Genomic DNA, 26,962 nt, shown 5'->3' on the forward strand with positions numbered 1-26,962 from the left:
CAATGTCCAAAACCCCTATTAATGAAGCGATCTTGGCTCAAGTGCTGCACAACGTTCGCAACGGACAACTGAGACGGTGTTTCGAGATGGGGCTGGAGCCAGAGATTCTGGCCCAGCTCCAGCAACCTTCCGCACTCAGCCTCCTGCTCAACACACCTGTCTCTTGGTGCAACGTCACGATCGACGGGGAAATGGTGAAGAAGATCCTGACCAGCGCGCAACGCTCGGACGAAGAAGTGCGGATGGTCGAGCGGGCACTGCGGCTGGGCGCAACGACTCAAATGCTACAACAGTTCTTCGGGATGTCTCCTCAAGATGTCGCCCTTCAGCGCTTGGTCATGGGCCTCACTGCACGCCGAGGTCGCTGGCGGGAATCCAGCGAAAAGACAGACGCCAACCTCTGGTACCGGTGGACGCATCTGATGAAAGAGCACCAGGTCGACCTGGCGGACAGCACCGCCATGTTGGACATTGCGATGATGGTCGCAGAGGAAATGAAAGAGCCCAGCGGAACCGAAAGCGAAGGCGAAGAGCCGACCGAAGGTCTGACCCTGGCTGTCGTCTGGTACCGAATTCAAAGCTGGATCAGGGAGGGGCTTTATCCCCCAGCACAAGGCAACAACGTTACCCAGCGAGAAACCCGGAACAGGGCGACCAAAGGCGCACGCCAGTCCGGCAAGGCCAATCCGCCTAATGGTGAAACCGAATCATGAAGCTGTCCCGGTTTCCTCTGTCGACACTTCTGGACTCGGCATCCGGACATCTAGAAACCCATTTGCTTCAAAAGAAGGAATGCGCAACCAGCGACTCCACTGGCTCAGAGCCCTATGCAGGCATCATTTTCAGCGGGAATCCTCATGAGACGGTACCCCGACGCTTGCTGCTCGATGACAGGCTCACGCCCCTTGAACGCAATGCATGGCAGGTCTTCAGGTTGCTGATCAACGACGACGGCCTCACCGCTTTCCCGACATACGACCAATTGCGCCCCTACCTCGGGATGCAGCCAGGCAAACCTGCCTCGCGCGAAACCATCTCAAAATCCCTGATCACCCTGCGTTTGACTCGTTGGCTCAGTCTGGGCAGACGAGTACGCAGTGACCTGAGTGGCCAGGTGCAAGGCAATGTCTACTTACTCCATGACGAGCCCGTATCGCCAGCCGAGGCCATGGAGTTCGACAAGGATTACCTGCAACTGCTGAACCACTCTTTGCGTCATCAGAACAAGACAATCCGGGAAGTCGCCGAAATTGCCTGGAACGAGTTTGCCCAGGATCCGGACGTGGGTAACCGACTGCCCACCCGCGTGAACACGATCGAAGCAAGGCTGACCGAGCAACGGTGGGTGAAAGACGTGCAAGGCTCGCACGCCATCGAGGCGACAGAGTTCGGAATCCGAACGCGGTCCGATACTGCACTCAAACCACAGGGTTCGGAATCCGAACTCTGTGACGGTCCGGATCAGAACACGGATGTGACGCCGCGTTCGGATTCCGAACTCAGTGGAATTACGCCGGGTACACCCTCAGTTCGGAATCCGAACTCATATAGTACGTATACAAATACACACCAAAACGTATGTAAAAGCTCTGTACCTGTACCGCCCGAGAACACTGGACTCGAAGCCGGTTTGCTCGACGCATTGCACCGACTGCCGCCCAACGAAAAACACCAGGCGCTGCAAGCCTTGCAAAAACTTCCCAAGCAGACGAGATCCGAAGTGGTCGGCCAATGGCTGCACCGACTGGACACCGGTTCACTGCGAAAACCTCTGGGCTACTTGCTGAGCCTCGTCAGCCGCTCAATGCGCGGGGAGTTCAACGGCGCCTGGAATCCCGAGCAATCGCCAGACACTCCGAAGAATCAGCGATTCAACGATCTTGACCAGGCTGCACCCGATAGCAACGTCCCAACCGCCCCGAGTGAATCACCTGCGCAGGCTATGCAGCCCAGAATCATCACCTCACAAGCCCACGCGACTGCCCGACAGCAGATTGAAGCGATGATGAGCGAACTGCGATATGGGAGGCCAGATGCCTGATCCTCTGGTATCCCCTATGCGCTGCGGTGTGTATCCCGCAACGTCCACACATCCTCGCATTCGAGGCCATCAATCCGCGGTGGTGTTGCGCCATGCAACACCCAACCGCCTCCTTCACATCCGAGGTCATCAACCGCTGCAGTGTTGCGCCATGCAACACCCAACCGCCGCCTCCAGATCCGACGTCATCCCCCCCTTGCAGTGTTGCGCCATGCAACACCTAACCACACAACAAATCCCCTTCCATCGGGAAACGCTTTTTGTGCTGTCGGCACACTGCTCAGTTCGCAGCATGGGCACATCTCCTCCCCTGGAATGAACGCACCATGACCGACAGTTACCGACTCAATATCGGCTCTCTTAGAAGCGATGTAAGCCTGACCCTGCATACCCATCATGCCGCGCGGATCTGGATGGGCAGACCCAAGAGCGACGTCAAAGCCGGGATCATCGGCCTGGCCGGTTTCTGCGCCATCATCAATCGCATGTCTCGCGGCTCACAACAGGACGACCCCTATTCCGACTGGTGGATGATCAATATCGAAGAGAAAATCACCGAGTCCAAGGAAGCGCTGAAGGTCGTCGAGGATCGGCTGGATGTCGCCATGGCGTCTTTGCCCCCCATGATCTCCATCAGCAACAACCTCTCCATTCAGCCCGTCAGCCAGCCCCTCTATATATCCAACCCATTGGGCTTTCAGGCGGTCTATCTGCTGACCCACTACGATGAGCTCGTTCGTCGCATCCTGCTGGCCCAGCACGTGGGTCTGATCGGTCGCCGCAACATGGAAGTCTGGATCGACGAAGGCGCATCGGTTCTGCGCAAACTGTTTGGGCTGGCTCAACTCTACAAGTACTCCGGCGCTGCTCGGGATGACTTCGCCGCAAACAATGCCAAGGCTGATGCTGCCCGCAAGATGTACGAACGTTATGGCGAAATCCCACAGGACATCCTGGAAGGCAGCCGTCGCTCTGAATTTGCTCCACTCATCACGCGTCACCAACCGCCGGCCGAAGAACCCGAGCATCTTGAAACTGATCCCGAGGGTTGATGCCATGGACCACAACCATCATGCACCAGGGCCACTGCAACAGCCCTCTTTCCGTCCGCTACAACCAAGTGCCTTCCAGGCATTGCAACAGAGTGCCTCACTAAAAGGCCTTTTAAAGCCTTTTAAAGGTAAGGGGGAGATGGCCCAGTTTGCAGACGAGTGCCGTGCTCTGGAGGCGGGTTTGAAAGACCTGGCCCAAGGCGTACTCGCGCAAGTCAGGCGCCACCCTTTCCCGTTACTGCCTGTACACCTGATCGAGCAGAAGGCCGAAGCAGGTACTCGGTACTTGCGATGGCAACAAATCTCAAACAGACGCATGGGGGTCGGTGTATGGGCCGCGATGATCGCCTCCCCCAGAACACCAGAATCGATGCTGCAGCCGCTATACGAACTGGAGCTTCAGCGTATTGCCCTGAACATGCAGATGAGCCTGATGCGCTCAATCGCCAAGCAGGCCAGCGAGTGTGCAGAGAAGATGGAGTTGGCCCAAGCGGCCTACCACACCCGCCTGCAGCAGCTCACCAATCCAATACAGCAATCACAAGGAAGCTACTGATGAGTACGCCCGTTCAAGCTTGGGAAGGCAACATCGGCTCCACCCCGGAATTCAAGGAGTTCCCCAACGGCAACAAAGAGCCGCGGCGCCTGCTGCGGATCAATGTGTACTTCGACAACTCAATTCCGAAGGAAGGTGGCGGTTACGAAGATCGAGGAGGCTTCTGGGCCAACGTCGAGTGGTGGCACAAGGATGCGGAGCACTATTCAGCGCTGTTTCAGAAAGGCATGAGAGTGACAGTCGCGGGTCGCGCAGTCATGGACCGATGGGAGAACGATGAGGGTGAGTTCGAGGCGTTGAAGATTCAGGCGAATCGGATTGCGATCCTGCCGCACCGCGTCACGATTGTTAACTTGGCACCGTCCCAGGCACAGCAATCGGCTCAGCTAGGCCATGGGCAACGATCACCGGCTCAGCCCCAACAGCAGCCGACACTGGAACCCGAGGCTTACCCGGATCCAGATCAGCCGATTTGAGGGAGTGTAAACTTTCACGCCAATCGTGAGGACTCAGGTGTTGAGAAAGCAAAAATTCGGCTTGCTCAACGCCTCTCATGCCCGGTAATGCTCTCGCAATTCTGATGCCGTCTAGTAATCAAACCTCGCGGATACCACAGACCGACTTTTCCCGCCTACACTCACCTTGCAGCTGATCTTGCCATCCGTGTCGCGTTCTCCTCGCATATGTTGAGTGAACAACATCAGGAAAACATGGAAGTACAGGGGTCAAGGAGCTTAATCCAACGTAAATACCGCCTGACAACCGTTGGGCGCGACGAGGGTTGACTATGAACGATCAATATTTATTCTGGCTTTGTCTTGTTGTAGCGGTCATCGGCGTTGCCACTGTTGTCGGAATCATATACTTCGGCATGCTTCTCTATAGGGGCAATGGTCGACTTTTGGGAATGGATCATGGGCTTATGGATCATTTTTTCCACAATTGGGTATCCAGCGGGCACCGAGCCAATCTTCCACGGTACATATCAGAGGCTTTCTCCGAACTACTAGAGCGTCGTAATGAGTTCTGGACCTCATACGGTCAGATCGTAGTGGCCTCACTGATCATTATCATGCTCACGATCCTGCTACTCACGAAGACGATTTCCGCCGAAGCCGGTCTTCCCATCCTCTCAGCCATTTCGGGCTTCGCTATCGCGAAGGGTGTCACCGCTGGGCGCGCGCCATCAGGCACTCCTGATAATCAAGGGTAATCGTTAGACCTCGGAGCCGTTGGACCATGGTGTTTACCGGCTCCAATCCCGTATCCTCCCCCCAGACGCGAGCGATTCTCTAACATTTTGGATATGGAGTCGCCAGATCGGAAATCTGTCGTATGAATCTGACGTCTCAACGGAAACTACAGCCTTGAAAACTGAAGACCTCCCAAAGCCTTTTGACGGTCGTCACTTCAACAATCCTCACCCAGCTATTGAAGCCGCCGGTGCAACAGCCGCGCAGAAAGGGCTACGGGTGTGGACCTGCCCTTACCGTCATCCCTCGATGAAAGCATCTTGGCTCAAAGGGTTTTCCAATGCCCAACAGCTGACACTTGATCTCTGATTGCGGAATAACTCTCCGAACGCCAAACCGTGTAAGTACGCCCCCCCCGGCAACGGGCCTTCAATTCCTAATGAAGCATAATCATGCATGCCCAAACGAAACCGCTAATTGAATACTGCCAAGGGGCAGTGAAAGCTCTCACAGCTCAATACGAAATGACAAAGGTGCTGGGACATTCTGCGACTGCAGGATCGGCACGAGAGCGACTCATCCAAGATTTTCTTGTGGCTCACCTTCCTGAAATGACAAGCGTTGTAAGTGGTGTGATCGTCGACTCGGCTGGACGACGCTCAAAGCAGCAAGACATCGTTTTGATGTTGAAGTCCATGCCCAGACTTCCATTCGCCAGCGGACACGACTTGATTTTCCAAGAGGGGACTGTGGCGACGTTTGAGATCAAAACCGAAATAACACCATTTGTTCTGAAGAAAATTTTCTCAAATATCCAAAGCGTCAAGAAGCTCATACCGAGCACTCTTGAAGGCGTTCAGCTCGGAAACCTGCGTTGGCCATACCACAGAATATTGAACGTCGTTCTCACGTACGGTGGTTCATCATTGGATAGCATCGAACGCGAGTTCGCAAAGCTATCTGCGTCATGTGAACCAGATGTCTATCTGGACCTCACTAAAGGGATACTGATTAAAAACGAAGGGATGCTTTTCGACCAAGCAGGCATTGGCTCGTACCTGCGATTTGATGATGCGGCTGTCGGCCTTGCACGCCTCATAGCGCTACTGTCAACAGTTACCGGGCGGCTAGCTATGCGAGGCGTGCAGTGGGAAGAGTATTTATGATGTTGGAGGCTAGTGAACACTTCGCGGGGCACGTAAACGGCTGCTGGGACTTAGCACGCATTTTCCATATCGAAACAAAGCTTTTCAGTGGCCCGGCAGGTGCGCGGCAATCAAGACAAACGCCGCGCAACCACTCGAGCTGAAGCCTTCACTCTTGACTTCGATGTCTCAATTGCTACCTGGCGCTGTAATCGTGCGTGAAAGCGTCTTTCATGTTGTTTTCTCGGTGGAATCACCCGCTTGAAGCCGGGGCCAATTCTGATTGACTCCTGAAGCAGTTGTTCGTTGAAGCTGCGGACGACGAGCCACCACCACTCCAACACCAGAACGGGAGCCATACATATGCTGAAATAGATGAGCTGCTGAGTAAATTGCAGCTGGCGAGAGAGGACCATAAGAGCTCCCAGCATGAAGACGGTGATAGTAAGAAATGCACTGAAAAGTGCACCCTCCTTAGCAATCTGCCGCTGAATTGCGAACGGACACCCGCGAATACTTCTGATTTTTTTTAGGTCACTGGCGACCCATTTCTTCCCGAAACCTTGAAGCGTGCCGAACACCACTGGGAGGAATTTTTTCGCAATCCACAGCATCCCACCGATGATCGCCGGCACGATGAGATCTTTCATCGTTGGTAGCAGGCTGGATATCTCAATGTCTAGCATTAGTACTCCGTGACGCGGTAGGACGAGATTACGAGAGCTGCTTCAGCCTGTTTTCCAAAGATCATTTCAAAAATACCAGCCCCTATGGAACTGGTACCCCTATCAAGGATGGCTTCTCAACGCCCAACTTTCTAAATCAACTCAACGAGCCGAATACGAGATCTACTCAGCGACGACGTTCGACTCAGCGCCGTCGTCCCCTTTTAAATCCAGCCGGAAAGTGTCACATGCAGCTTTCCCTACGTACGTAGTAAGCGCGTAATTTGCAGCTCCGCCGATGATGACTCCGATTCCAAGCGGCACTATTTTTGCCGCAGCTTTCTGGGTAAACGAGATACCAATTTTCGAGAACAACTCCTTGATCACCGTCAGCGTTGGTCCTTTCAGATATTGGTGCACCATGCGCACACCAGCCTTGCTGGCAATTCGTGTTGCACCAGCAGATCCCATCTGCTCCAAGGAGCCGTAGAGCGCAATGATGTAAGACATATGCTTGGCGTCCTCATTCGACATTTTTCCGTTGATCGCTACCGCAAGGCACATTGTCATGTCGATCTGTAGCTTCATGCACACAGAGATATCCGCCACTCCACCCCCAACAGCGCTGACCAAAGTACCAATTCCCGGAACAATGCCAGGAAGAGCTGTGGCTGCTCCAGATGTCGCGGCCAGGGTTGCATATCGGCTAATAATCTTGTCTACGATTGCGTCTTGAATCTTTTCATCCGTCGCCAACGGCGCGGAGCTACGTGCTTGTTTCTCATACTGGGCGACCAGTTCGCGTGCATCTTCTGGGCTAATGGCAATGGCTTCCACCATCTTCATCAATGAAGAGCTACCTTCCTCTTTTTCTGCGGTCATCTCGGATTCCTTTCAATTGGTTGGTCTATGCCGCTCTTCAAGTCTCGACACAGATACGAAAGCAGCATGAATGATATCAATTTAACATCTCGCACTCACTAAAAACAATGAAGATACTGCGAGGCGCAAAACCTTGAACGTCAGATTTCATGCCTCTGACGCATTCTTCTGTTGATTACCTCACTTGCGCTCAAACCATTTCCTATTGAGGTGTCAACCCGGAACCCTCGACATTTGCTTCCTGCCTTAGGACTAGGAAGCTCTGCATGAAACTCCTGATCATCGAATCACCCGGCAAGCTGAAGAAGCTGCGGCCGATGATGAAGAAACTGCGCCCTAACGAGGACTGGCATGTGATTGCCAGCGGTGGGCACATACGCGATCTGCCTGTCAGCGGACAGGACGACTCGATGATTACGACCGGAGTGCGCAGCAACTACTCCCTGGTTTACGAAATCCTCGACAAAAGCGCTCGCAACGTTCGCACAATCAAGGATGCGGTGAAGAAAGCCGACGAGATCTACCTGGCCACCGACCCGGATCGTGAAGGCGAGAGCATCAGTTGGCACATCAAAGAAGCAGCCGGCATCAAGGACTACCAGCGGATCACCTTCAACGAAATCACTCTAAAGCGGGTATCCGAAGCACTGGCCAACCCACGCCTGATCGACATGAATCGAGTCGCCGCCCAGGAGTGTCGCAGGGCCATGGACCGCATAGTCGGCTACCTGGTGACTAAAGAGCTGCGGCGATTGATGGGCAAGCCGACGACAGCGGGAAGGGTTCAGTCGCCAGCGGTATATCTGGTGGTGCTACGCGAACGGGAAATCCGGACTTTCGTTGTGATCGCGCACTTTGGCGCCCGACTGCACTTCCCAGCCGCTGATGGACGCTCTACGTGGAGCGCCGAATGGCAGCCGGTTCCGGACTTCGCCACGCCAGAGCATCCCTATGTCCTCGATCAGGCGCTGGCTGGCCAGGTTGCCGCGACAAGAAACGTGATCGTGGAGTCTTGTGAGGACCGCCGCGCCGAGCGATATCCACCGCCGCCTTTCATATCCTCCACACTGCAGCAGGCCGCAAGCAACTCGCTCAAATGGGACCCGGATCAAACGATGAGAGTCGCTCAGCGGTTATTCGAGCAGGGCGTGATCACCTACCATCGCACCGACAACCCCAATGTGCCGGACGAGGCCATGGCCGACATCCAGGCGGTAGCCAGTTCCCTCGGAATGAAGGCACTCACCAAGCGTCGCACATTCAGCGCTGCCGAAGGTGCTCAAGAAGGTCACCCGGCTATCACGCCCACGCACTGGGCCGAAGCGGTTGCTGGAGAGGATGCTGAAGAACAAGCGCTATACGCCCTCATCCGGATACGCGCTCTCGCCAGCCAGTTGGAAGCTGCTGTTTATGACGTCCGTACGGTAAAACTGATCTCGCTCGGGCCGGGAGGCAAACCGCTCCGCTTTGCTGCGACCGGGCGCACCGTCGCATACCTTGGCTGGTTGAAGTTGCTGCAGAGTGACGACACCGCTGAGGACGAGCAATCAGATGAACCTGGCGCCAACAACCCTATACCGCGGCTGACACCCAGACAGGTGCTCGTAGTCCAGCAAGGGGAATGTCTCGACAAAAAAACCAAGCCACCTGCGCGCTACACCAAAGCCTCACTCATCAAGGAGATGGAGCGGCGCGGCATTGGTCGCCCAAGTACCTTCGCCTCGATTCTGAAAAACATCACCAGCAAGGGCATGATCGGCGAGAAGAATCGCAAGCTTGTACCTGAAGCACTCGGCGAAGAAACCATCGCCAGGCTGGAAGGTATCTTCAGCTTCCTGGAATTGAACTTCACCCGTGAACTCGAGCGTGATCTGGACAGGATCGCCCAGGGAGAGGAGACCTATCGAGCCGTGACCTTCAAACTACATCAGCGCCTCGAGCAAGAACTTTCTAGCCAGCGCAGGCTGCCTGCCGCGCCAACGCAATCCGGTAACCGATCACCCTCCCCTGCAAGTGAAGATTTCAAATGTGGCAAATGCGGCGAAGCACTGGTCCGGCGCACCAAAGCCGGTAAAGGCGGCTGGGATTTCTGGGGATGCTCCGGGTTCAGATCGACCGGTTGCAAAGCGACCTACCCTGCGCTGAATGGCCAACCGGACTTCAGCAGGCCCAAGGGAGTCTGACCGTCAGAGGTGTTGCGGGCCGCAACACCTATCGCCCATGAACGCGAAACGCCTGCCCTCACGCTTCCCATTTCTCCTAGCTGCCTGCGCATGCCTGATCAAAAGTGCGTCCACGCATTTACAGGAGCCTTGGCGTGGCAGCAGCGACACCAACCCCACTCACACCCTCCGGCATTCTGGGTCGCCGGCGGAAACCGTCATGAGCCGTGCCCGAATGATGAATCGTACGCCTGTTCTCCTGAACAGAGCGGTGTTCGACGGATATGACTTCGGCCTGCAGCTTCACTATGTGGAAGGTGCCAACCGGCTCCTGCTCGAGCATGACGGCTTCTACATTCGCCGCGCGGGACATCCATTACATCGTTACTGGCGGCTGCCGAAGGCCAGGCTGCTGGATAACCTGGATCTGATCTTCCGGAAGCTGATTGAGCTTAGCGATAATCGACTCGTCGAGAGCTGGGAGACCTTCCGCCAAAAGCTGGAGAACGCCCAAAGCACGCCGAACCGGCAAGCGTTCACCTGGGGCCAGGTCTTTCGTCTGGCGCCCTTGGCCCAAGGCGGAGTTCTGCTTTCGGGAGACTACCATCCGGCGATGGTGGCGGTGGCCAAACGCATGCGCGGCGTGTTCCTCGGACGCTCCCGCTCTTGGCGTATCGATGCAACAGCTGAACTGGTACGCAACAACCTTGCCCTGGAGATGGGACTATCGGAGAACCAGTTTGAGATTCTGGACACCGTTCAGGAGCTGCTGGACGATGGCTCCTTCCTACCTGCAGAGACGCTCACCCGGATCAGCCTCGGCGGACCTGCGCAGGAAAGAGCGAGCAATGCCACTGAAGAGGTATCAACCGACGTTTACCTCGCGGCAGTCCCTTCGATCGAACGAACCGAGCTCACTCCCGATGGCATCGCGCGAGCTTTGCAAAAACATTCACTGCTGGACCATCAGCCCGCCGGCATCGAACACCTGCTTCAGCGAACCAGCGCCCTTCTGGCTGACGACATGGGACTGGGGAAAACCCGACAGGCTGTGATTGCTGCAGCGATCCGCGCCGAAGGTCGTCCGATCCTGGTCATTACCCTGTCCACTCTCATCATCAACTGGCAGCGCGAGATCCAGATGGTGTACCCAGAAGCCCGGATCGCAAAACAGACGCTAGCCCCTGAAGCCCAGTGGGTAATCACCAATTACGAGCGCCTGGCCGACTACGTTCTGCAGGCCAGCCACTTCGAGGTAATGATCATCGATGAGGCTCACCGGTTGAAGGAGCCTACAGCTGCATGGACCCGTCACGGCTTCGATATCGCCGCGAAAATCCCCAACCGCTATCTGCTGACTGGCACACCGGTTTTAAACCGCGAATCAGAACTGCACACGCTGTTGCGCCTTTCCGGTCATCCCGTCGGCCGGCTGCCGCTCAAAGACTTCTGTGAGCAATTCGCGGGGAGCCAGGACTTCCGCAAAAATCTTCGTGAGGCGATCGGCGACTGGATGCTTCGACGCAGCAAAGACGTCCTCCCGAATCTGAAAGGCAAGCAACGGCAGACGCTGACGGTTGAACTATCCGATGAGGAACGCGCTGAGTACGAGCGGATTCGCCAGGAAGATCGACCCGGCTTGGCCAGGCTCGGATCACTCCGTCAAATGCTGGAGCAGGTGAAAGTCCGGGTCGTGATGGAGCTGCTCGACGAGTTGGATGTCGATGACAAAGTGATCCTTTTCTGCGAGTTCAAAGACACGGTCAACACGCTCAGGACACGCTGCGAAGAGGCTGGCCACGAATGCGTCACGCTGATCGGCAGCGACTCTATCGGCAAGCGGCAGAAAGCGATTGATGCATTCCAGACGTCGGCCGATACGCGTGTTTTCATAGGGACGACCTCGGCCGCTGGAACGGGGAACAACCTGACGGCGGCGAACTACGTGATGTTCCTGGGACTGCCCTGGACACCGGGTCTGCAGGATCAGGCTGAAGACCGTGCGTATCGTAATGGGCAACAGCGCGTGGTCGTGGTGAAGATCCCGCTGGTGGAAAACACCATTGACCAGGCGCTGTGGCAGATGCTGCAGGAGAAGCGGCAGTTGACGCAGGATTTGATTGAGACTGATGCCGCGGCCAACAACAGGGCGAGATTGGCGAGTGAGATGAGCGCCTGCTGAGGTCCTCTGCTATGCCGTACGACCGTAGTAGCGCTTGATGTTGATGGTCTCGACACCCAGCAGGTAAAGGGCCGCCATCCTGACGAACTCAGGGCTGCCAAGCAGCTTGATGCTGAACGGATCCGGGAAGTTCGATACATACCAGAGGGTCACGCAAAGGCAGAACGCCAAGACGCTTCCACCCAAAGCCCGGCCCCAATTACCGTGGTCGTGCGATTCCAGCCGACTATTGAGGTAGTTAATCGTGAGCACCCAAGCCACGATCAAAACATCGGCCATGAAAACCAAGACCGGCAGCGCTAAAGTTTCCAACGTCCAAGGGTCATGGATGGGCCCACCACTTGGTGTAAAGGTTGAGATTGCAAGGGCGACGAATACCACCAGCAATGCGCGAGACTTTACTTTGCTGAGTACATCGAAAAAATCTTTAAGCACTCTAGCTTCCTTGGCTGACTCGAAGGAGCGACACCATATAGCGTTTCGCCCGAGGTGAGAAAGTCTCTCTTCCCGAGGCGCAGCCTGCAGAGCACGCTTCATATGGTCCGCTCTCCAGATACTCATTTCTTACTGTCTGGAAATCGTCAATTGACCACGCTGCCCCATCACACATGGGGTTTCAAAGAAATGACCAGAGCTATAGCCACCCTGATCTTGCTCACATCCATCGCGGGTTGCACCGCGCAACACACAGACCAACACGAGCCTGAGTCTGATTCCAGTACGAATTTCAAAATACTAACGCCCGATCTGTATTCTGCCGGAACCGTTTCAGTAGAAGGTCCAGTCGTGCGAGCTGGACGATACACGTTGCAGAGCACCCTTCCACAGGACGGGCAACTCGACCTAATGACCCAGATCATCGACATCAAAATCCCTACCCACATCAAACCGACTGTGCGCGACGCATTGCAGTATGTCCTGCGTCAATCGGGATACTCCCTTTGCGACGAACACAACGGCGATTCGAGCCTCTTCAGCAAGCGCCCGCTGCCAATCGTGCAGTACTCATGGGTCCAATGTCCTTGGGCGATGCTCTCCAGGTGCTGGGAGGTCCGGCGTGGCAGGTTAAAGTTGACGAGGTAAATCGCCAGATTTGTTACGATTTGCGTCAGAAGTATCGAGTGCAAACTGCCTTCGAGGCACTGACTAAGCATGTCGAGACCGAATAGGCTGCGACTCGCATTCGAGGCTATCGCTCAGCACGGTCTGAATACTGAAGAGGTCCGAAAGTCGGAGGTCAACCCGATTTCCCGCCCCACTTAAGCAGCGGCTGAACCAGAGTTGCTCCTGATCCCAAGTTGAAGAGTACCGCGCCCTCAAGTCCACTCGCTTGCACAAGCGACCCTGCATCAACATAATGCAGTCATCGACAGTTCCACCCCGCTGGCTACTGACGGTCATCAGTAGCACCCGGTAATGCGGCACTACCCATTACCACCCCAAAGCACGCTTAGCTCCGGGAAGCGCGTGCAGATCTGTTCGAGAACTCTCCCTGTGTCTCCCTGTTCCCAGCAAGACACGCAGCCGTCAACTCGTGAATCGCGAGTTCAAAGGCACATAGGGTTATCGGCAGGTTCGAAGCATCGTCATCCAAGGGTCGCACTGGTGTTGTGGCCCACTCTTTTTTGCCCCTGCAATGGGTAGCCTGATGGCCTTGCGAAGGACCATCAGGCTACCCATTGGTAGACGCTTCTCCCTGCCGGTGGCCCGCCGGCGAAACGCAGGGCTCCTTTTGTGCGCGGATGCGCGCCTGATGTTTACTGGCCTTAGCCACGATGATTGGCCAGGTGAGTGCGCAGATATGTCTCGGTCAAACCCGAAGGATCTAGACGATTCGTATCCCACAAGTGGTATATCTTTCTTCTTATTTTTCACTTCGGCTGAGAGCTCGGTTACCTAACCGCTCTCAGCACATTTCCCTTTCGTTTTATCCGCACCGCTATTCGAAATCCGGACCTAATTCGCACCTGCAGTGGCGCTTAATGGCTACTCCAGATCACTTCGAGGGGCATTATCGTTGCCAGCTTGATTGATCATTGCCGTCAACTCATTAGCATATTTAAGGTAGGTAACCACATCCTCGGGTGCGGGGGAGAAATCGTATTCATGTGCTGCCTGATTCCTCAAATGCTGCAGCTCCAAAAATAGCCCGCTGACCGTTTTGTCGATCACATTGTTCTTTACCAGCTCATTGAGCATCCGCATGGGCTGTCGATATCTACGCGCTGGAAATGAAGTTGTCAGAGCAGGGGTGATACTAGGTGGAATCTTTGAGTCATATAACCGGTTGAGGGCAGCTTCGGCTTTTAGCCATGCTGTCAGGATCGTGGTTCGAGGATCCAACCGCTCATTACGAATGTCCTCTGACTTTACCTCAGGTGCCTCTGTGGGCTCGGGGTGATCACCCAGATTCTCGACATTCCGAAGAGCCTCACTAAATTCGGCTTCCGCTGCGCCCGCCTTGAACTTCTTTAGACGTCCTAAAAGGGTAGCTATCTCTTTCTTGAAAAAATTCGCGATCACGGCAGCGGAGATAGGCCAAGCTAAGCTCGCTAACACTTTGGCGATAGAATCAATCAGCTTCGCCCAGCCCCCAAACGGGTCGGAGGCCGCTGACTCATTCCCTGGCCTCGCTTTCGACTCACGTGCAGAGAAACCATCCCCATCACAAACCAGAATATTACTGGAAATCTGTTGAGCAGAAGAGTCGTCCGAGATCGACGGAACGACTGCGGATGGAGAGGGTTTGGCAGACGACTTGTGCGGAGTTGCAGGTTTGGTGACATTCAGCTCAGGTGAATTGCATGCTTCAGAACCTGCAGCAGTCGCCACGTTTCCAAAACAGTTAGCGCATGTCAAAAGCACTATAAAACAGTGGGGTAATACTGAACGCATACTCGATTCGAATCTCGGCCATCTCGCAATGATGCCATTTTGCCCATCGAATTGGATCCCGTAAATATCGACCTGCCCCCCTCATGCTTTCTGTGAATCAAGATTACAGCCAGCAATCTGACCTGTCCGACGTTAACCCGAACAGAGGATTGACTTTTCACGGATCCATTATCATGCTCAAAAAATGACCCGCTGACTTCGTCAGCATCATGCCCAGGCAGTCCGGATCTCAAGACTGCACCACGGTCGTAACCGTGGCCGATCCACCCAAGGTCGCTCAGCTTCCGGTAGCGCGACCGGTCGGCGTTGTCGATGGAAGCATCTCGATGTACTCACCTCGCGGGGAATCACTTCCCCGACAGGGCCAGTGTTCCTCCGCATCAACCTGATGGAGAAACACCATGTCCAAACTCAGTTACCAACTCGGCTTCACTCTTGGCACTGTCACGCGCGAGTTCCTGCGTGAGCTGAATAGAAAATCGACAGTTCAAACAGACTGGTCACCGTCTGACACCGATTTACTCTCTGCTCCAACACTGCCTCCGCCATGTCTGTCGGCTGAAGCTGTCGTAGAGCTGAACCTCATACCCGCCATAGTCCGAAAGCGCGGCGTGGACCTTCACCAATGGTATGACGCGAATACTCGCGCTACCGTCAAACCTCCACGCAAGCGACGCCCGAAGAAACAGGCAACCGAGCACTCTGAGATTCAGCCATCTCCACTCACTATGGGGCCGCTGGCAGATCTGATCTGAACAAACGAAAGCGAGCCTCATGTAGGGCATTTCCGAATTTCACTCATGCCGTTGACTTTTTTCAGGTGCCTTTCCATTCTTCCCCCATGTATCGCTGACGTCGTCAGCAACATGCCCAGGCAGTCGTGATCTTCAAGACTGCGATGCGGTTCACCGCATTGATCGCCCAGATCGCTAAGCTTCCGGAGGCGCGATCAGTCGACTTGCTCGATGGAAGCCCGTATTACCTCAACCCTCGACGGGCCTTCTCCGTCAGGGCAGGCCTCTCGAATAACTTTTGGAGGTCTGATGAAAACCGAACTCGCTCTCTACCAAGCGCTGATTTCGATCAACGTTCCGGAGCAGAAAGCAAACGCAGTGATTGAAGCTCTGGAGGCTGATATGCACTCGCTCCTCGCGACTAAAGCTGATCTGGCCGCTCTTCGAGCAGACCTGAAAAGTGATATCGCTCAGCTTGAGATCAAGCTCACCATTCGCACGGGCGTCATGCTCTCCGCTGCCATCGGCATCATGATCGCAGCGATGAGAATCATGCTCTAGCACCACCGCTGGCTCTACACCCTCGCGGGGATTCATTTCCCCTCAGGGCGAAGTGTTTCTCCGCATTCTGCTTTTCGAATCTGGAGAATCACCATGAGCAACGAATCCAACAACGCGAAATTCTTCGACCTTCACACTACCGGTATTGGTTATCTGAACCGTATCCGGGAAGTGAAACCCCGCGGTAAAGGCAAGCCTTTCATGGCCGTCGCCATCGCTGCGCTGCATGGCTCATCCGATGCCGTGGAGTACACCTATATTGACTGCAACGTCGTCGGCGCCGAGGCTGAGAAGCTGATTCGTCGCTGCCAAGACGCAGTCGCTGCCGAGAAGAAAGTGCTCGTAAGCTTTCGGATCGGAGACATACGGGCCGATGCCTTCACTTATGAGAAAGGCGATAAAAAAGGTCAGCCTGGCGCAAGCCTCAAGGGTCGACTGCTCTTTATTGGCTGGATCAAGGTGGACGGTGAAACGGTCTACGAGGCCAAACCTCGTGAGGCTGACGCAGCTGAACCTGAGCACAGTTCTCAAAGCACTGATGATCAGGAACCACAGAATCAAGTGGCCTGAAACCATCTGACAAGGCGCCCTCGGGTGCCTTGATTTAATCCCCCTCTGCCGCCTAGGCACCACACCAAACAATCAACCGAACCTGGGAAACGCACCTCCCAGTCGGGCCAGGTGTTTTCTCATGCCTGGAGAATCGACATGCCCATCCCTACCAACGAACTGTCTGCTGATCTGCTGAAACTGCCTGTGGTGCTGACACCTCAAGCCTGGCAAGAAGCCGTGCATTTGGAACTGCCTCAACATCTGGAAGAGATCACCACCCGCCTGGGCGACGTCATCCGGCTCGCCTACCGGGAAATTCATTTCCAGCCAGAATTGAGCCAGATCGACTTCGGCCTTTATCGATTCCCTCCCAAGGGAGACCGGTCAGAACGGGTCTGGCTGGACCTCAAGCTTCACCGTATAGCTTCAGAGACAGGCGCTGAATATCTGTGCGTTTCGCTCAGAGACGAAGCGGCCTCCTCCATCTCTTGACCCACCAAACGATCACAAACCCACCATCAGCCCGACACTGTCGGGCTTGCCCTCACCGCGAGCACTGACCTTGCGGCGGTTGCTCGGTGCATCTACGGAGCAGCCCAATGATCAATCTTCCCGGCCAATTGGCCATTCGTACCATCAGCGGCCGCAATGGTGATTTCAACGTCGGACGCCTTTCAACCTCGATCGGCGAGTTCGTCATCAAGGACGCCCTCCTCGATCAGTACAACGAAGGCAAATATCGAGGTGATTTTCTGATCACTGAAATCCGCCCCTCGTATTACACCAATGGTGGCAGGCTGGTGGTGGAGATCCGCGCCAGGCTGGACAGCATGAGGCTGGAGGACGTAGCCGATCTCACAAACGAGGAGGCTGCGCGGCTTTCAAGCACCGAAACAGATCCCATCGACGAGGAGCCACCGGCTAAGTCGGCCGCCCACGCACCCCGCAAATCCTCACCGCTCGCGTCAGGTTTGTCTGAAGAGGCGAACGATGAAGCACCTTTCGGCATGGAGCAATCTGCGCCACCCACTCCCACGGCCCTTGAAGCAGACGAAATGCTTTTCGGCACCATCTGGCCCCTCGGCGCCTCTGTCCGACTGGACACAACAGTCGATCGCCAACAGTTGCGTCAGCAATGCGCACGCCTTGGCGAGCTCGGGTATGAACTCGATTTCAAACAACAGACGTGGAACCTGCCTGACGCGTAATGCTCAGCAGCAACGACATCTGACTTCACATCTCCCTTGAGGGGCTACTCCGCCCCTACAGGCGGAGCCCCATCGCTTTGGAGGCTCCATGACAATCACCCAGCTGTTCCAGATCGCGGAATGTTCTGATCTTTACGTTGACGCCTGCGTGTGCGATGACACCCGCAACCTGGTTTTTCTGTCTGTTTGGGCTCGTGATACTGCTCTGCAAGAGTTTCTGGCGAGGCTGACCCTGGGCTCGACAGAAGGTGGACTGGATCACTTCCACATCATCCATGAGGAACAACGCCTTCCCGTATTCATCAACACCGATCAACTGGAGAAACGTACTACCCGCCAGTGCCGCAGCACTCTGTTCGGCAGCCTGTTGCACCTTTGGCTATTCGACCGGCGCTGCGTGCACCCGGATCGTACCAATCACCTTGCCTACGCCCTCCTACACCAGAGCCCGGATCCGCGCAGCGAGCTCTGGCCATTCATCACAGAAACCTGCCCCTTACCGCTTTTGCCTCACTGGCAAAAACCGGTAACGGACGTTCTGACCCAACTTCAGATGCTGCAAAGGCTTCCAGGCGCGCTAGGCGTGGTTCAGGCCTGGCGGCTCCAACTGCAGCTCGATGCGCTGGAACCCGCCATCGGCGAGCTCATCCGCAACGGTCAGCTCACCTCGAGCTGATCGATCACATACCCCGCTCACGCAAAATTACCCGGAGGCCTTATGGCACTTATGTTTCCCCGGCTGGCGCGCAACTTTGCGTGCAACGGCTATTACCCGACAGACGAAATCACGCTTGAACGTGCGCTCCAGGCGCTGGCCCCTTCAACCGGCAGGATGCGAATTTTCGACCCCTGTGCCGGTGAAGGGATAGCACTGACAGAGGCTGCGTACAGGCTTGGGCGAGATCAGATTGAAGCGTTCGCCGTCGAGTACGACCGTGAGCGTGCAGACCACGCTCGGAACATGCTGGACCGCGTACTGCACAGCGATTTGATGGACACGATGATCAGTCGCCAGTCATTCGGCCTGCTGTGGCTCAACCCACCGTACGGGGACCTCGTCGGCAATCATGCCGGCGCATCTCAGTACCAGGGTAGTGGCCGACGCAGGCTGGAAAAGCTGTTCTATCAAAGATCCCTGCCTCTCCTGCAGTACGGAGGAGTCATGGTGCTGATCATTCCCCATTACGTCTTGGACGACGAGTTCTCGGGATGGTTGGGCAACCACTTCACCGCCCTGCAGATTTACGCAGCCGCTGACCCGACCTTCAAACAGGTTGTCGTTTTCGGTATCCGGATTCGGCGACAGGACTTGGCCAAGCCGCGGGAAGTGGCGCAGACACGCGATCTTCTCAAGGCGATTGGCACGGGTCAGGAAGCTGCCCCCCAGTTACCTGAAATCTGGACCGGCGAACCTTACGAGGTGCTGCCAGCCGTCACTGAGCTGGAACACTTCTACAAGATCACCCTGGAGCCCGCGCAATTCAGCTCCGAAATTCAGCAGTTGGGAGGCCTTTGGCCTGACTTCACTCTCCACTATGGGCAGACCGGCGTGCAACCTCGCCCACCAGTCAAACAACTATCGCGATGGCATCTGGCGCTTGCGCTGGCGGCTGGAGCGATTTCCGGCGTGGTGACCTCGCCGGCAGGCCGCGTGCTTGCCCTCAAGGGTGACACGCACAAGGACAAGATCAGTAAAACCGAATTCACTGAGGACGAAAACGGCAATGTCTCTGAGTCCAGGATCCTGACTGACCGGTTCATCCCCGTCATCAGGGCATGGGACCTGACGCCAGGCTCGGCGACCTTGGGGCAAGTGATCACCATAAGCTCATCATCGGATGAACCACCGGAGCTGGACGACTCACGCCCAGCACCCACAACAGACGCGGCATCTGAAACAGCATTCGACCCCGGCTATCTGCTGCTCTCGCAGTCGGTGAAGGGCCTCGTAGAGCGTCGCCTTCTCAACATCACGCCTTACTACAACCGGCACCTCGCCGGCGACTGGGGCGAGATTTGCGAGGAAGACTGGAGCAACAATCAACACTCGCTCACAAACGGGGGACGGTTGATTTCTGGTTACGACATCGACGCAGGCAACGAAACCCGGCTGTGGATCATCACCGACATGAACCGAGGGGCAACCACCATGTTGCTGCCTTCGGACTACTAAGCCTTCCCCTAGCCACCCAGGCAAATCAGCCAACCCACAGGGTACTCACCATACCCGCCGGGTGTCGTGCGTGCCCTGTTTCATCCCCTCAAGGAGAAACACCATGAACGACATCACCATCGGCCTCACCACCTTCATCGAGGAGTTCGGCGACGAACTGTTCGACTCCCTCAACCGATCCAACCCGCCTGTTTACGTGGGCAATGCCAACGCTGCGCGTCAGCAGGCAATGGACCGACTCAAACGCCAGCCTTTCCAGGCACAAGCCGAAGTGGTGCAGGCAATCACCGCGCTGCTGCTCGATCGCAACGAACAGGCGGGCATCATCAACGCCGAGATGGGCACCGGAAAGACCATGATGGCTATCGCTGTTGCTGCAGTCATGCACGCAGCCGGGTATCGCCGAACCATGGTCATCTCGCCTCCACACTTGGTCTACAAGTGGCGGCGCGAGATTCTCGAAACAATCCCGGATGCTCGTGTCTGGGTGCTCAACGGACCCGACACTCTGATGAAGCTGCTCAAGCTGCGCGAGCAGCTCGGGCAGCCAGACGACGGCCGTCAGGAGTTCTTCATCCTGGGCCGAGTCCGTATGCGCATGGGCTTCCACTGGCGCCTGGCATGTTGGCAACGACATGCCGACGGCGGACGAAAGCTTGTCGCGTGCCCGGATTGCGGACGGGTCATGGAGGACCAAGAAGGAAACTTCATCACCGTCGAGGAGTTTCAGCGTGAGGAGCGCCGCCGGCGTTGCTCTCGCTGCAATGCCGCACTCTGGACACTGATGCGCCCTGGCAAAACCACGAGTGGGGATCGCCGCTCAACGGTTCTCAAATCCATGTGCCGCATCCCCACGATCGGTCCAGTCAAGGCCGAAAGGTTACTCACCGACTTCGGCGAGGAGTTTCTCGCTTCGATGCTGATCGACAACGTGTCCGAGTTCATCAATCTGATGGACGCCCAGGGCGACTTTATCTTCACAGACCGCCAGGCAAAACGCATGGAACGCGAGATGGCCAACATCGAGTTCGGCTTTGGCGAAGGCGGCTACCAACCCACCGAGTTCATCAAACGCTACCTCCCGGGCGGTTGTTTCGACCTACTGGTAGTGGATGAAGGGCATGAATACAAAAACAGTGGTTCGGCCCAAGGCCAAGCCATGGGTGTGCTGGCAGCCAAGGCTCGCAAGACCTTGCTGCTCACCGGCACTCTTATGGGCGGCTACGCAGATGACCTGTTCTACCTGCTGTTCCGCATCCTCACCCGCCGCATGATCGAGGACGGCTACCGTCCAAACGAACGAGGAAGCATGGCACCTGCGGCCATGTCCTTCATGCGCGACCACGGAGTCCTCAAAGACATCTACACCGAGCGCGACGGCGAGTCGCATAAAACTGCAAAGGGCAAAAAGGTCTCCGTGCGAACAGTGAAGGCCCCAGGCTTCGGCCCCAAAGGCATCCATCGTTTCGTACTGCCCTTTACGGTCTTTCTCAAACTCAAAGACATCGGCGGCAACGTCCTGCCCGACTACCGAGAGGAGTTCATCGACATACCCATGACACCGGACCAGGCCTCGGCCTACCAGAAATTGGCAACCTCACTTACCACTGAATTGCGGCAGGCACTGGCTCGCCGCGATACCACACTGATGGGTGTCGTGCTCAACGTGCTGCTGGCCTGGCCAGACTGCTGCTTTACCCCGGAGGTGGTGAAACATCCTCGCACCAAGGACACCTTGGCATTCGTGCCAACCATGTTCGCAGACGAGGACCTCATGCCCAAAGAGCAAGCGCTCCTGGATCTGTGCCTGTCGGAGAAAAGCAAGAACCGTAAGGTGCTCGCCTACTCCGTCTACACCGGCACTCGCGATACCACCAGCCGACTCAAGCGCTTGCTTGAACAGGCAGGTTTGAAGGTCGCAGTGCTGCGCGCCGCGGTTGATACGGCCAGGCGCGAAGACTGGATCCTCGACCAGGTCGATCGTGGCGTCGACGTGCTCATCACCAATCCGGAGCTGGTAAAGACCGGACTGGATCTGCTCGACTTTCCCACTATCGCGTTTCTGCAGACTGGCTATAACGTCTACACCCTGCAGCAGGCAGCGCGACGGTCATGGAGGATTGGGCAGAAGCACCCGGTTCGGGTGGTTTTCTTCGGGTATGCCGGCACATCGCAGATCACCTGCTTGCAACTGATGGCCAAGAAGATAGCTGTGGCGCAAAGTACGTCGGGAGACGTGCCTGAGTCGGGGCTGGATTCGTTGAATCAGGATGGGGATTCGGTGGAGATGGTGCTGGCTAGGCAGTTGATTGGTGTTTGAATTGGGGCCATCTTCGGGTGGCCTTATTTTTTAGCCTAAGGCGCATTCTTCAACTAGTCATGGACGAGAGCATGAAGCCGCTGCAAGACAGTATTTGAATGGAGGATCTGCTCGATCAGTCCGACGCGCTACCCTTGGGATATTGCACCGGACTTGACCAAGCGTTTGCATCCGACTTGGCCACCTGCTTGCATTCGACTTGACCAGCCATTCGCATCGGACGTGAGCAGCGCACGGGTAACTCTTGACCGGCAGGAGTCGGCCCATAGCGGACAGTCGTCAATTCTGCCGCACCACCAGCTACATCGTTCCGATGACGAGCTCGGTTAATACGCACGTCAATAAACTATGAAGGGCGAATTTACACTCGACCTTTCCCGTCGATGAGGCCAGCGGCAGGGCGGTGCTGCCGGTTCAGCCCGGTAACCGCAGCCCTCATGAAGTGCAAAGTTTGGAGCAATCTATTCGCAGTATCTGTAGCTGATCGTACGATCCTGATTTTCCAGCCGTGTAGGAAATTGTTGGGAGTATCGACTGCGTTTCGTCTTGGTTACATCTTGAAATAATTTAATTGACGCCAAACAAATGACTGAATAGGATCCACCCGCTTGATATCACTGTGCCATTGCAGGGACGCTTTGTGGGATCCTCCGTTCAGAAAATCGCGCTGTCTTGTCTGCTGACAGCCGCGCCGCTGTTTGCCATCGCCGCCCCGACTCCCGGTGATCAGGACCTGATCCGTGACCGCCAGGAACGTCTGCTTCAAGAGCAGCAACGCCGCCTTGAGGAATTGAAAGACCTTCCCGGCAAGCAGACAGAATCCTCGCAGTCCGCTGCGCCAGCCGACACCCGCTGCTTCACCATCGACACCATCGAACTCAAGGGCGCCGACTCGCTTTCCGACGCCGAGCGCCAACGTTTGACGCAGCCTTACACCGGCCAGTGCCTGGGCGTTTCGCAGCTCAACGAGCTGCTCAAGGCCGTTACCAATCTGTACATCGAGAAGGGGCTGGTCACCAGCCGTGCCTATCTGCCGCAGCAGGATCTGTCCAAGGGGCACTTGCAAGTACTGGTGATCGAAGGCCGGCTGGAGAAGCTCAAGAGCGATGCGGGCAGCGGCCTGAGCGAGCGCGAGCTGGCGATGACCTTTCCCGGCCGCGAAGGGCAGTTGGTCAATCTGCGCGAGATCGAGCAGATGGTCGATCAGCTCAACCGCTTGCCCTCCAATCAGGCGCAGATGGAGCTGACGCCCGGCCCAGCAGGTCGGCGGCAGCGATGTGCTGGTCAAGAACAGCCCGCAAAAGCCTTGGCGTGCGAGCCTGTCGCGTAACAACGATGGCCAGCGCAGCACCGGCGAACAGCAGTGGAACACCGGTCTTGAGTGGGACAGCCCGCTGGGCCTGGCCGACCAGTTGAGCCTGCGCGGCGGCCACGATGCCATGAGCGATTCGGCGCACACCTCGCACAACGCCGCGCTGGCGTACAACCTGCCGTGGGGCTGGTGGAACTTCAGTTACAGCTACAGCGAAAGTGACTATCGCTCGCAGGCGCAGGCCAACGGTTTCAACTTCAAGCAGAGCGGCGACAGCCAGACTCACCAGCTGCACGCCGACCGGGTGATCTACCGCGATGCCCTGAGCAAGACCTCGCTCAACGTCGGCCTGTCCAGCCTGCGCACCAACAACCACCTCGAAGACAGCCGCCTGGCGCTGAGCAGCAATCGCATCACCGAAGTGCAATACGGCATCAACCACGGTCGGCGGATCGGTGGCGCTTTCCTCAACATCGATCTGGGCATGCAGCAGGGCATCGGTGCATTCGGCGCTCAGGACAATAACCATCCGGGCCCAGGCGAAGCCGATGCACGCTATCGCAAGTACACCGGCACCGTCAGCTACCTGCAGCCATTCAAGTTGTGGGGCGAGAGCTTCACCTTCACCAGCCTGGCCACCGGGCAGCGCAGCGAAGACGTCTTGTTCAGCCCGCAGCGCCTGAGCCTGGGCGGATCGTCGTCGGTGCGCGGCTACAAGGATCAGTTCCTGTCCGGCGACAGCGGCGGTTACTGGCGCAACGAACTGCGCCTGACACGCCCGGTGACCCTCGACTGGCTGCGCCCGGCCTTCACTGATTACGGTGCCGCCGCCGGTTACGACCAGGGCGTGATTCGCAACGACCGCTACAACGGCGATGAGCACGGCCGCCTGTCGAGCAACTCATTCGAATTCTTCGCCCGCGGCCAGCATGTCGCCGCGACCGTGACCTTTGCCCATTCTCTGGAACGCCCAGCCGGCCTGATCGAGCGCGAATCGCCGGTCTATTTCCGCCTGGACTTTTTCCTCTAACGTTTCGCCGGGATGCCCCACATGGACGTTCGCTTCTTCAACTTTCTCGCCCGCCAGCCTTCCGCGAAACTGATCGAGCGTTCGACCTTCTGCGGGCTGCCGAACAAAGGCATCGCGCTGATCCTGATCCAGGCGATGTTCTGGCAGCCGCTCCTGGCCCAGGCCGACGGCATCGCCGTCAGCGGCACCACCAACACCACGCTGGGCCAGGCCGGCAATGGCGTGCCCATCGTCAACATCGCCGCACCCAATGCCAGCGGCCTGTCGCACAACCAATACCAGCAGTACAACGTCGGCTCGCAGGGCGTGATCCTCAACAACGCCACCGACCGTACTCAGAGCACGCAACTGGGCGGCATCATCCTCGGTAACCCGAACCTCAACGGCGTGGCGGCCGGCACCATCCTCAACGAGGTGATCGGCGCCAACGCCACCCAGCTCAAGGGCTACACCGAGGTGGCGGGGCAGGCGGCGCGGGTTATCGTCGCCAACCCGTACGGCATCAGCTGCAATGGCTGCGGCTTCATCAACACCCCGCGCGCGACCCTCACCACCGGCAAACCGGTGCTGGACAACGGCCGTCTCGATCATTTTCAGGTGGACGGCGGCAACGTCGCCATCGAAGGCGCCGGGCTGAATGCCGACAACGTCGACCAGTTCGAAATCATCACCCGCGCCGCGCAGATCAACGCGCAGATCAATGCCAAGCGCCTGACCATCGTCGCCGGTCACAACGACGTCGATGCCCAGACCCTCAACGCCACCGCCCGCGCCGCCGACGGTAATGCCCCGAACTTGGCCATCGACAGCTCGGCGCTGGGCGGTATGTACGCCGGCGCCATCAAACTGGTGGGTACCGAAGCCGGGGTCGGCGTGAAACTGGCGGGCAACCTGGCCGCCAGCGCAGGCGATGTCCAGATCGACGCCAACGGCCAGCTCAACATCGCCCAGGCCTCGGCCGCAGGCGCGGTCAATGTCAAAGCCGCCAGCGCCAACGTGCAGGGCGCGATGTATGGCGCCAGCGTCGATGTGCAGACCCGCGACGCCTTGAGCGTGCAGCAGAACATCGCCGCCCGCGACCGCATCAGCCTGAACAGCAACGGCCAGTTGACCAACAACGCGATCGTCGAAGCGGGGGTGAATGCCGACAACAGCCGTAATGGCGTGGGTGATGTGGTGATCAGTGCGCAGAATCTGACGAACAACGGCAGTGTGATTGCCAGTCGTTCGTTGCAGGCCAGCGCCTCGCAGACACTGACCAACCAGACCGGAGCCTTGAGCGGCGAGAGCAGCACACGGATTCAGGCGGGCACCCTCGACAACCAGCGCAGCGGGCGTGTGCTGAGCAAAAAAGATGTAGCGGTCATTGCCAACCGGCTGCTCAATGGCCAGGGCGGCCTGATCAGCAGCGAAGGCCTGCTCAGCGTCAGTGCAAACAGCATCGCCAACCGCCTGGGTGTGCTGTCCAGTGCTGGGCAACTGACCCTCACCAGCACCGGCCTGATCGACAATCAGGGCGGGCAACTGGTGACCGACGCAGGCCTGAGCCTGACCGCTGTCAGCCTCGACAACCGCAATCAGGGCAAGATTTCCGGCAAAGGCGCGACCGTCGTCAACGCCGGGTCGTTGGACAACAGCCAGGGCGGTCAACTGACCAGTGCCGACAGCCTGACCCTCAACGCAGGCCAGGTCAGCAACCGCGACAGCGGCCGTATCGCCGCTGAAAGAGCGCTCACCGCCAGCGTCACCGGCCTCGATCAGCAATGTGGTGAGCTGTTCAGCAATGGCAGCCTGAGCCTGGATCTGAATCATGGTCAGCTCAACAACCAGAACGGCCTGCTCAACGCCCCCGGCGCGCTGCTGCTGAAAAACCTCGGCGCGGTAAACAACCAGAATGGCGAAATCTCCAGCGCCCAAGGCTTCACGTTTGGCGCCGACAGCCTCGACAACGGCAACGGCAAACTGCTGAGCAACCAGGCGCTGACCGTGCGCCTCGCCAACGCGCTGAGCAACGTCAAGGGCATGATCGCTGCGGCCAGCGTCGACGCTCAGGCCGGCATGCTGGACAACAGCGGCGGCACCCTGACCAGCCGCGGCGACCTCACACTCAACGTCAATGGGCTGCTGACCAACAACGACGACGGGCTGATCAACGCCGCGCAGACCCTCGACGCCAAGGCCACGGGTATCAATAACATCGGCGGCTCGCTGCTGGGCGCCGCAGCACTGAATCTGGATTTGAACAATGCCGACCTCGACAACAGCAAGGGCCTGATCACCACCCAGAATCCACTGACCA

24 protein-coding genes and 1 pseudogene are annotated in these 26,962 nt (G+C 57.0%); 21 read left to right on the top strand and 4 right to left on the bottom strand.

Annotation, left to right across the window (positions count from 1 at the left end):
* Positions 1-2 precede the first annotated feature (2 nt).
* From AC1MEK_RS29135 to AC1MEK_RS29170, 8 genes are all read left to right on the top strand, one after another.
* Entirely contained in the window at positions 3-713 is a 711-nt protein-coding gene (locus tag AC1MEK_RS29135) for a DUF2857 domain-containing protein (protein WP_480399717.1), read from the top strand.
* Positions 710-2,041, top strand: coding sequence for an STY4528 family pathogenicity island replication protein (locus AC1MEK_RS29140; RefSeq protein ID WP_480399718.1), 1,332 nt, complete (start codon positions 710-712; stop codon positions 2,039-2,041). Before AC1MEK_RS29135 ends, AC1MEK_RS29140 begins: the two co-directional genes overlap by 4 nt.
* 326 nt (positions 2,042-2,367) lie before the next feature.
* Positions 2,368-3,093: a PFL_4669 family integrating conjugative element protein gene (locus AC1MEK_RS29145; protein WP_480399719.1), complete on the top strand. Its 726-nt coding sequence runs from the start codon at positions 2,368-2,370 to the stop codon at positions 3,091-3,093.
* A gap of 4 nt (positions 3,094-3,097) precedes the next feature.
* On the top strand, positions 3,098-3,649 hold the full coding sequence (locus AC1MEK_RS29150; protein ID WP_480399720.1) for a DUF3158 family protein: 552 nt from the start codon (positions 3,098-3,100) through the stop codon (positions 3,647-3,649).
* Positions 3,649-4,125, top strand: a complete 477-nt coding sequence (locus AC1MEK_RS29155) for a single-stranded DNA-binding protein (protein ID WP_480399721.1) — start codon at positions 3,649-3,651, stop codon at positions 4,123-4,125. The genes AC1MEK_RS29150 and AC1MEK_RS29155 overlap by 1 nt, the downstream gene beginning before the upstream one ends.
* A gap of 311 nt (positions 4,126-4,436) precedes the next feature.
* Positions 4,437-4,862, top strand: coding sequence for a hypothetical protein (locus tag AC1MEK_RS29160; protein ID WP_480399722.1), 426 nt, complete (start codon positions 4,437-4,439; stop codon positions 4,860-4,862).
* A 154-nt stretch (positions 4,863-5,016) separates the two neighbouring features.
* Positions 5,017-5,211, top strand: coding sequence for a CrpP family ICE-associated protein (locus AC1MEK_RS29165; protein WP_480399723.1), 195 nt, complete (start codon positions 5,017-5,019; stop codon positions 5,209-5,211).
* Between the two features lie 83 nt (positions 5,212-5,294).
* Positions 5,295-6,008: a DUF6602 domain-containing protein gene (locus AC1MEK_RS29170; protein ID WP_480399724.1), complete on the top strand. Its 714-nt coding sequence runs from the start codon at positions 5,295-5,297 to the stop codon at positions 6,006-6,008.
* A gap of 110 nt (positions 6,009-6,118) precedes the next feature.
* On the opposite strand, the gene AC1MEK_RS29175 is transcribed toward AC1MEK_RS29170, so the two are convergent.
* On the bottom strand, positions 6,119-6,673 hold the full coding sequence (locus tag AC1MEK_RS29175; RefSeq protein ID WP_480399725.1) for a hypothetical protein: 555 nt from the start codon (positions 6,671-6,673) through the stop codon (positions 6,119-6,121).
* A gap of 162 nt (positions 6,674-6,835) precedes the next feature.
* Positions 6,836-7,534 (bottom strand): hypothetical protein, encoded by a 699-nt coding sequence (locus AC1MEK_RS29180; RefSeq protein ID WP_480399726.1) that lies wholly within the window; start codon positions 7,532-7,534, stop codon positions 6,836-6,838.
* Positions 7,535-7,800: 266 nt separating this feature from the next.
* Between AC1MEK_RS29180 and AC1MEK_RS29185 the strand changes: the two genes are divergently transcribed.
* Positions 7,801-9,717 (top strand): type IA DNA topoisomerase, encoded by a 1,917-nt coding sequence (locus AC1MEK_RS29185; RefSeq protein ID WP_480399727.1) that lies wholly within the window; start codon positions 7,801-7,803, stop codon positions 9,715-9,717.
* Positions 9,718-9,916: 199 nt separating this feature from the next.
* Positions 9,917-11,878 carry a DEAD/DEAH box helicase gene (locus AC1MEK_RS29190; protein ID WP_480399728.1) on the top strand — a complete coding sequence of 654 codons (1,962 nt, stop codon included), beginning with the start codon at positions 9,917-9,919 and terminating at the stop codon, positions 11,876-11,878.
* Positions 11,879-11,887: 9 nt separating this feature from the next.
* Here the strand turns inward: AC1MEK_RS29190 and AC1MEK_RS29195 are convergent, their stop codons facing one another.
* Positions 11,888-12,313, bottom strand: coding sequence for a hypothetical protein (locus tag AC1MEK_RS29195; protein WP_480399729.1), 426 nt, complete (start codon positions 12,311-12,313; stop codon positions 11,888-11,890).
* Positions 12,314-12,502: 189 nt separating this feature from the next.
* Between AC1MEK_RS29195 and pilL2 the strand changes: the two genes are divergently transcribed.
* Entirely contained in the window at positions 12,503-12,961 is a 459-nt protein-coding gene (gene pilL2, locus AC1MEK_RS29200) for a PFGI-1 class ICE element type IV pilus protein PilL2 (RefSeq protein ID WP_480399741.1), read from the top strand.
* 903 nt (positions 12,962-13,864) lie between these two features.
* Here pilL2 and AC1MEK_RS29205 read toward each other — a convergent pair.
* Positions 13,865-14,773, bottom strand: a complete 909-nt coding sequence (locus tag AC1MEK_RS29205; RefSeq protein WP_480399730.1) for a hypothetical protein — start codon at positions 14,771-14,773, stop codon at positions 13,865-13,867.
* A 401-nt stretch (positions 14,774-15,174) separates the two neighbouring features.
* Between AC1MEK_RS29205 and AC1MEK_RS29210 the strand changes: the two genes are divergently transcribed.
* The 10 genes and pseudogenes from AC1MEK_RS29210 to AC1MEK_RS29255 all read left to right on the top strand — a co-directional run.
* Positions 15,175-15,528 (top strand): hypothetical protein, encoded by a 354-nt coding sequence (locus AC1MEK_RS29210; protein ID WP_480399731.1) that lies wholly within the window; start codon positions 15,175-15,177, stop codon positions 15,526-15,528.
* Positions 15,529-15,816: 288 nt separating this feature from the next.
* Positions 15,817-16,068, top strand: coding sequence for a hypothetical protein (locus tag AC1MEK_RS29215; RefSeq protein ID WP_480399732.1), 252 nt, complete (start codon positions 15,817-15,819; stop codon positions 16,066-16,068).
* A gap of 93 nt (positions 16,069-16,161) precedes the next feature.
* Positions 16,162-16,638, top strand: coding sequence for an STY4534 family ICE replication protein (locus AC1MEK_RS29220; protein ID WP_480399733.1), 477 nt, complete (start codon positions 16,162-16,164; stop codon positions 16,636-16,638).
* Positions 16,639-16,776: 138 nt separating this feature from the next.
* Positions 16,777-17,112 carry a hypothetical protein gene (locus AC1MEK_RS29225; RefSeq protein WP_480399734.1) on the top strand — a complete coding sequence of 112 codons (336 nt, stop codon included), beginning with the start codon at positions 16,777-16,779 and terminating at the stop codon, positions 17,110-17,112.
* Positions 17,113-17,219: 107 nt separating this feature from the next.
* Positions 17,220-17,828, top strand: a complete 609-nt coding sequence (locus tag AC1MEK_RS29230; RefSeq protein WP_480399735.1) for a DUF3275 family protein — start codon at positions 17,220-17,222, stop codon at positions 17,826-17,828.
* An 88-nt stretch (positions 17,829-17,916) separates the two neighbouring features.
* Complete coding sequence (locus AC1MEK_RS29235) at positions 17,917-18,504, top strand: hypothetical protein (protein WP_480399736.1); 588 nt, start codon at positions 17,917-17,919, stop codon at positions 18,502-18,504.
* A gap of 42 nt (positions 18,505-18,546) precedes the next feature.
* Positions 18,547-20,001: a DUF6094 domain-containing protein gene (locus AC1MEK_RS29240; protein WP_480399737.1), complete on the top strand. Its 1,455-nt coding sequence runs from the start codon at positions 18,547-18,549 to the stop codon at positions 19,999-20,001.
* Between the two features lie 103 nt (positions 20,002-20,104).
* Entirely contained in the window at positions 20,105-22,321 is a 2,217-nt protein-coding gene (locus tag AC1MEK_RS29245) for an SNF2-related protein (protein WP_480399738.1), read from the top strand.
* A 661-nt stretch (positions 22,322-22,982) separates the two neighbouring features.
* Positions 22,983-24,663 (top strand): annotated as a pseudogene (locus tag AC1MEK_RS29250) (ShlB/FhaC/HecB family hemolysin secretion/activation protein).
* A gap of 21 nt (positions 24,664-24,684) precedes the next feature.
* Positions 24,685-26,962 (top strand): two-partner secretion domain-containing protein (locus AC1MEK_RS29255; RefSeq protein WP_480399739.1); only part of this gene is annotated, 2,278 nt, incomplete at its 3' end.

This window comes from Pseudomonas sp. 2, assembly GCF_056627435.1.

Excerpts from the sequence above, each read along its gene's own strand:
- AC1MEK_RS29135 (WP_480399717.1), top strand. The coding sequence starts at position 3 with ATGTCCAAAACCCCTATTAATGAAGCGATCTTGGCTCAAGTGCTGCAC.
- AC1MEK_RS29140 (WP_480399718.1), top strand. The coding sequence starts at position 710 with ATGAAGCTGTCCCGGTTTCCTCTGTCGACACTTCTGGACTCGGCATCC.
- AC1MEK_RS29245 (WP_480399738.1), top strand. The coding sequence starts at position 20,105 with ATGAACGACATCACCATCGGCCTCACCACCTTCATCGAGGAGTTCGGC.
- AC1MEK_RS29210 (WP_480399731.1), top strand. The coding sequence starts at position 15,175 with ATGTCCAAACTCAGTTACCAACTCGGCTTCACTCTTGGCACTGTCACG.
- AC1MEK_RS29175 (WP_480399725.1), bottom strand. The coding sequence starts at position 6,673 with ATGCTAGACATTGAGATATCCAGCCTGCTACCAACGATGAAAGATCTC.
- AC1MEK_RS29215 (WP_480399732.1), top strand. The coding sequence starts at position 15,817 with ATGAAAACCGAACTCGCTCTCTACCAAGCGCTGATTTCGATCAACGTT.
- AC1MEK_RS29205 (WP_480399730.1), bottom strand. The coding sequence starts at position 14,773 with ATGCGTTCAGTATTACCCCACTGTTTTATAGTGCTTTTGACATGCGCT.
- AC1MEK_RS29185 (WP_480399727.1), top strand. The coding sequence starts at position 7,801 with ATGAAACTCCTGATCATCGAATCACCCGGCAAGCTGAAGAAGCTGCGG.
- AC1MEK_RS29240 (WP_480399737.1), top strand. The coding sequence starts at position 18,547 with ATGGCACTTATGTTTCCCCGGCTGGCGCGCAACTTTGCGTGCAACGGC.
- AC1MEK_RS29155 (WP_480399721.1), top strand. The coding sequence starts at position 3,649 with ATGAGTACGCCCGTTCAAGCTTGGGAAGGCAACATCGGCTCCACCCCG.
- pilL2 (WP_480399741.1), top strand. The coding sequence starts at position 12,503 with ATGACCAGAGCTATAGCCACCCTGATCTTGCTCACATCCATCGCGGGT.
- AC1MEK_RS29230 (WP_480399735.1), top strand. The coding sequence starts at position 17,220 with ATGATCAATCTTCCCGGCCAATTGGCCATTCGTACCATCAGCGGCCGC.
- AC1MEK_RS29220 (WP_480399733.1), top strand. The coding sequence starts at position 16,162 with ATGAGCAACGAATCCAACAACGCGAAATTCTTCGACCTTCACACTACC.
- AC1MEK_RS29150 (WP_480399720.1), top strand. The coding sequence starts at position 3,098 with ATGGACCACAACCATCATGCACCAGGGCCACTGCAACAGCCCTCTTTC.
- AC1MEK_RS29170 (WP_480399724.1), top strand. The coding sequence starts at position 5,295 with ATGCATGCCCAAACGAAACCGCTAATTGAATACTGCCAAGGGGCAGTG.
- AC1MEK_RS29160 (WP_480399722.1), top strand. The coding sequence starts at position 4,437 with ATGAACGATCAATATTTATTCTGGCTTTGTCTTGTTGTAGCGGTCATC.
- AC1MEK_RS29225 (WP_480399734.1), top strand. The coding sequence starts at position 16,777 with ATGCCCATCCCTACCAACGAACTGTCTGCTGATCTGCTGAAACTGCCT.
- AC1MEK_RS29145 (WP_480399719.1), top strand. The coding sequence starts at position 2,368 with ATGACCGACAGTTACCGACTCAATATCGGCTCTCTTAGAAGCGATGTA.
- AC1MEK_RS29180 (WP_480399726.1), bottom strand. The coding sequence starts at position 7,534 with ATGACCGCAGAAAAAGAGGAAGGTAGCTCTTCATTGATGAAGATGGTG.
- AC1MEK_RS29190 (WP_480399728.1), top strand. The coding sequence starts at position 9,917 with ATGAGCCGTGCCCGAATGATGAATCGTACGCCTGTTCTCCTGAACAGA.
- AC1MEK_RS29235 (WP_480399736.1), top strand. The coding sequence starts at position 17,917 with ATGACAATCACCCAGCTGTTCCAGATCGCGGAATGTTCTGATCTTTAC.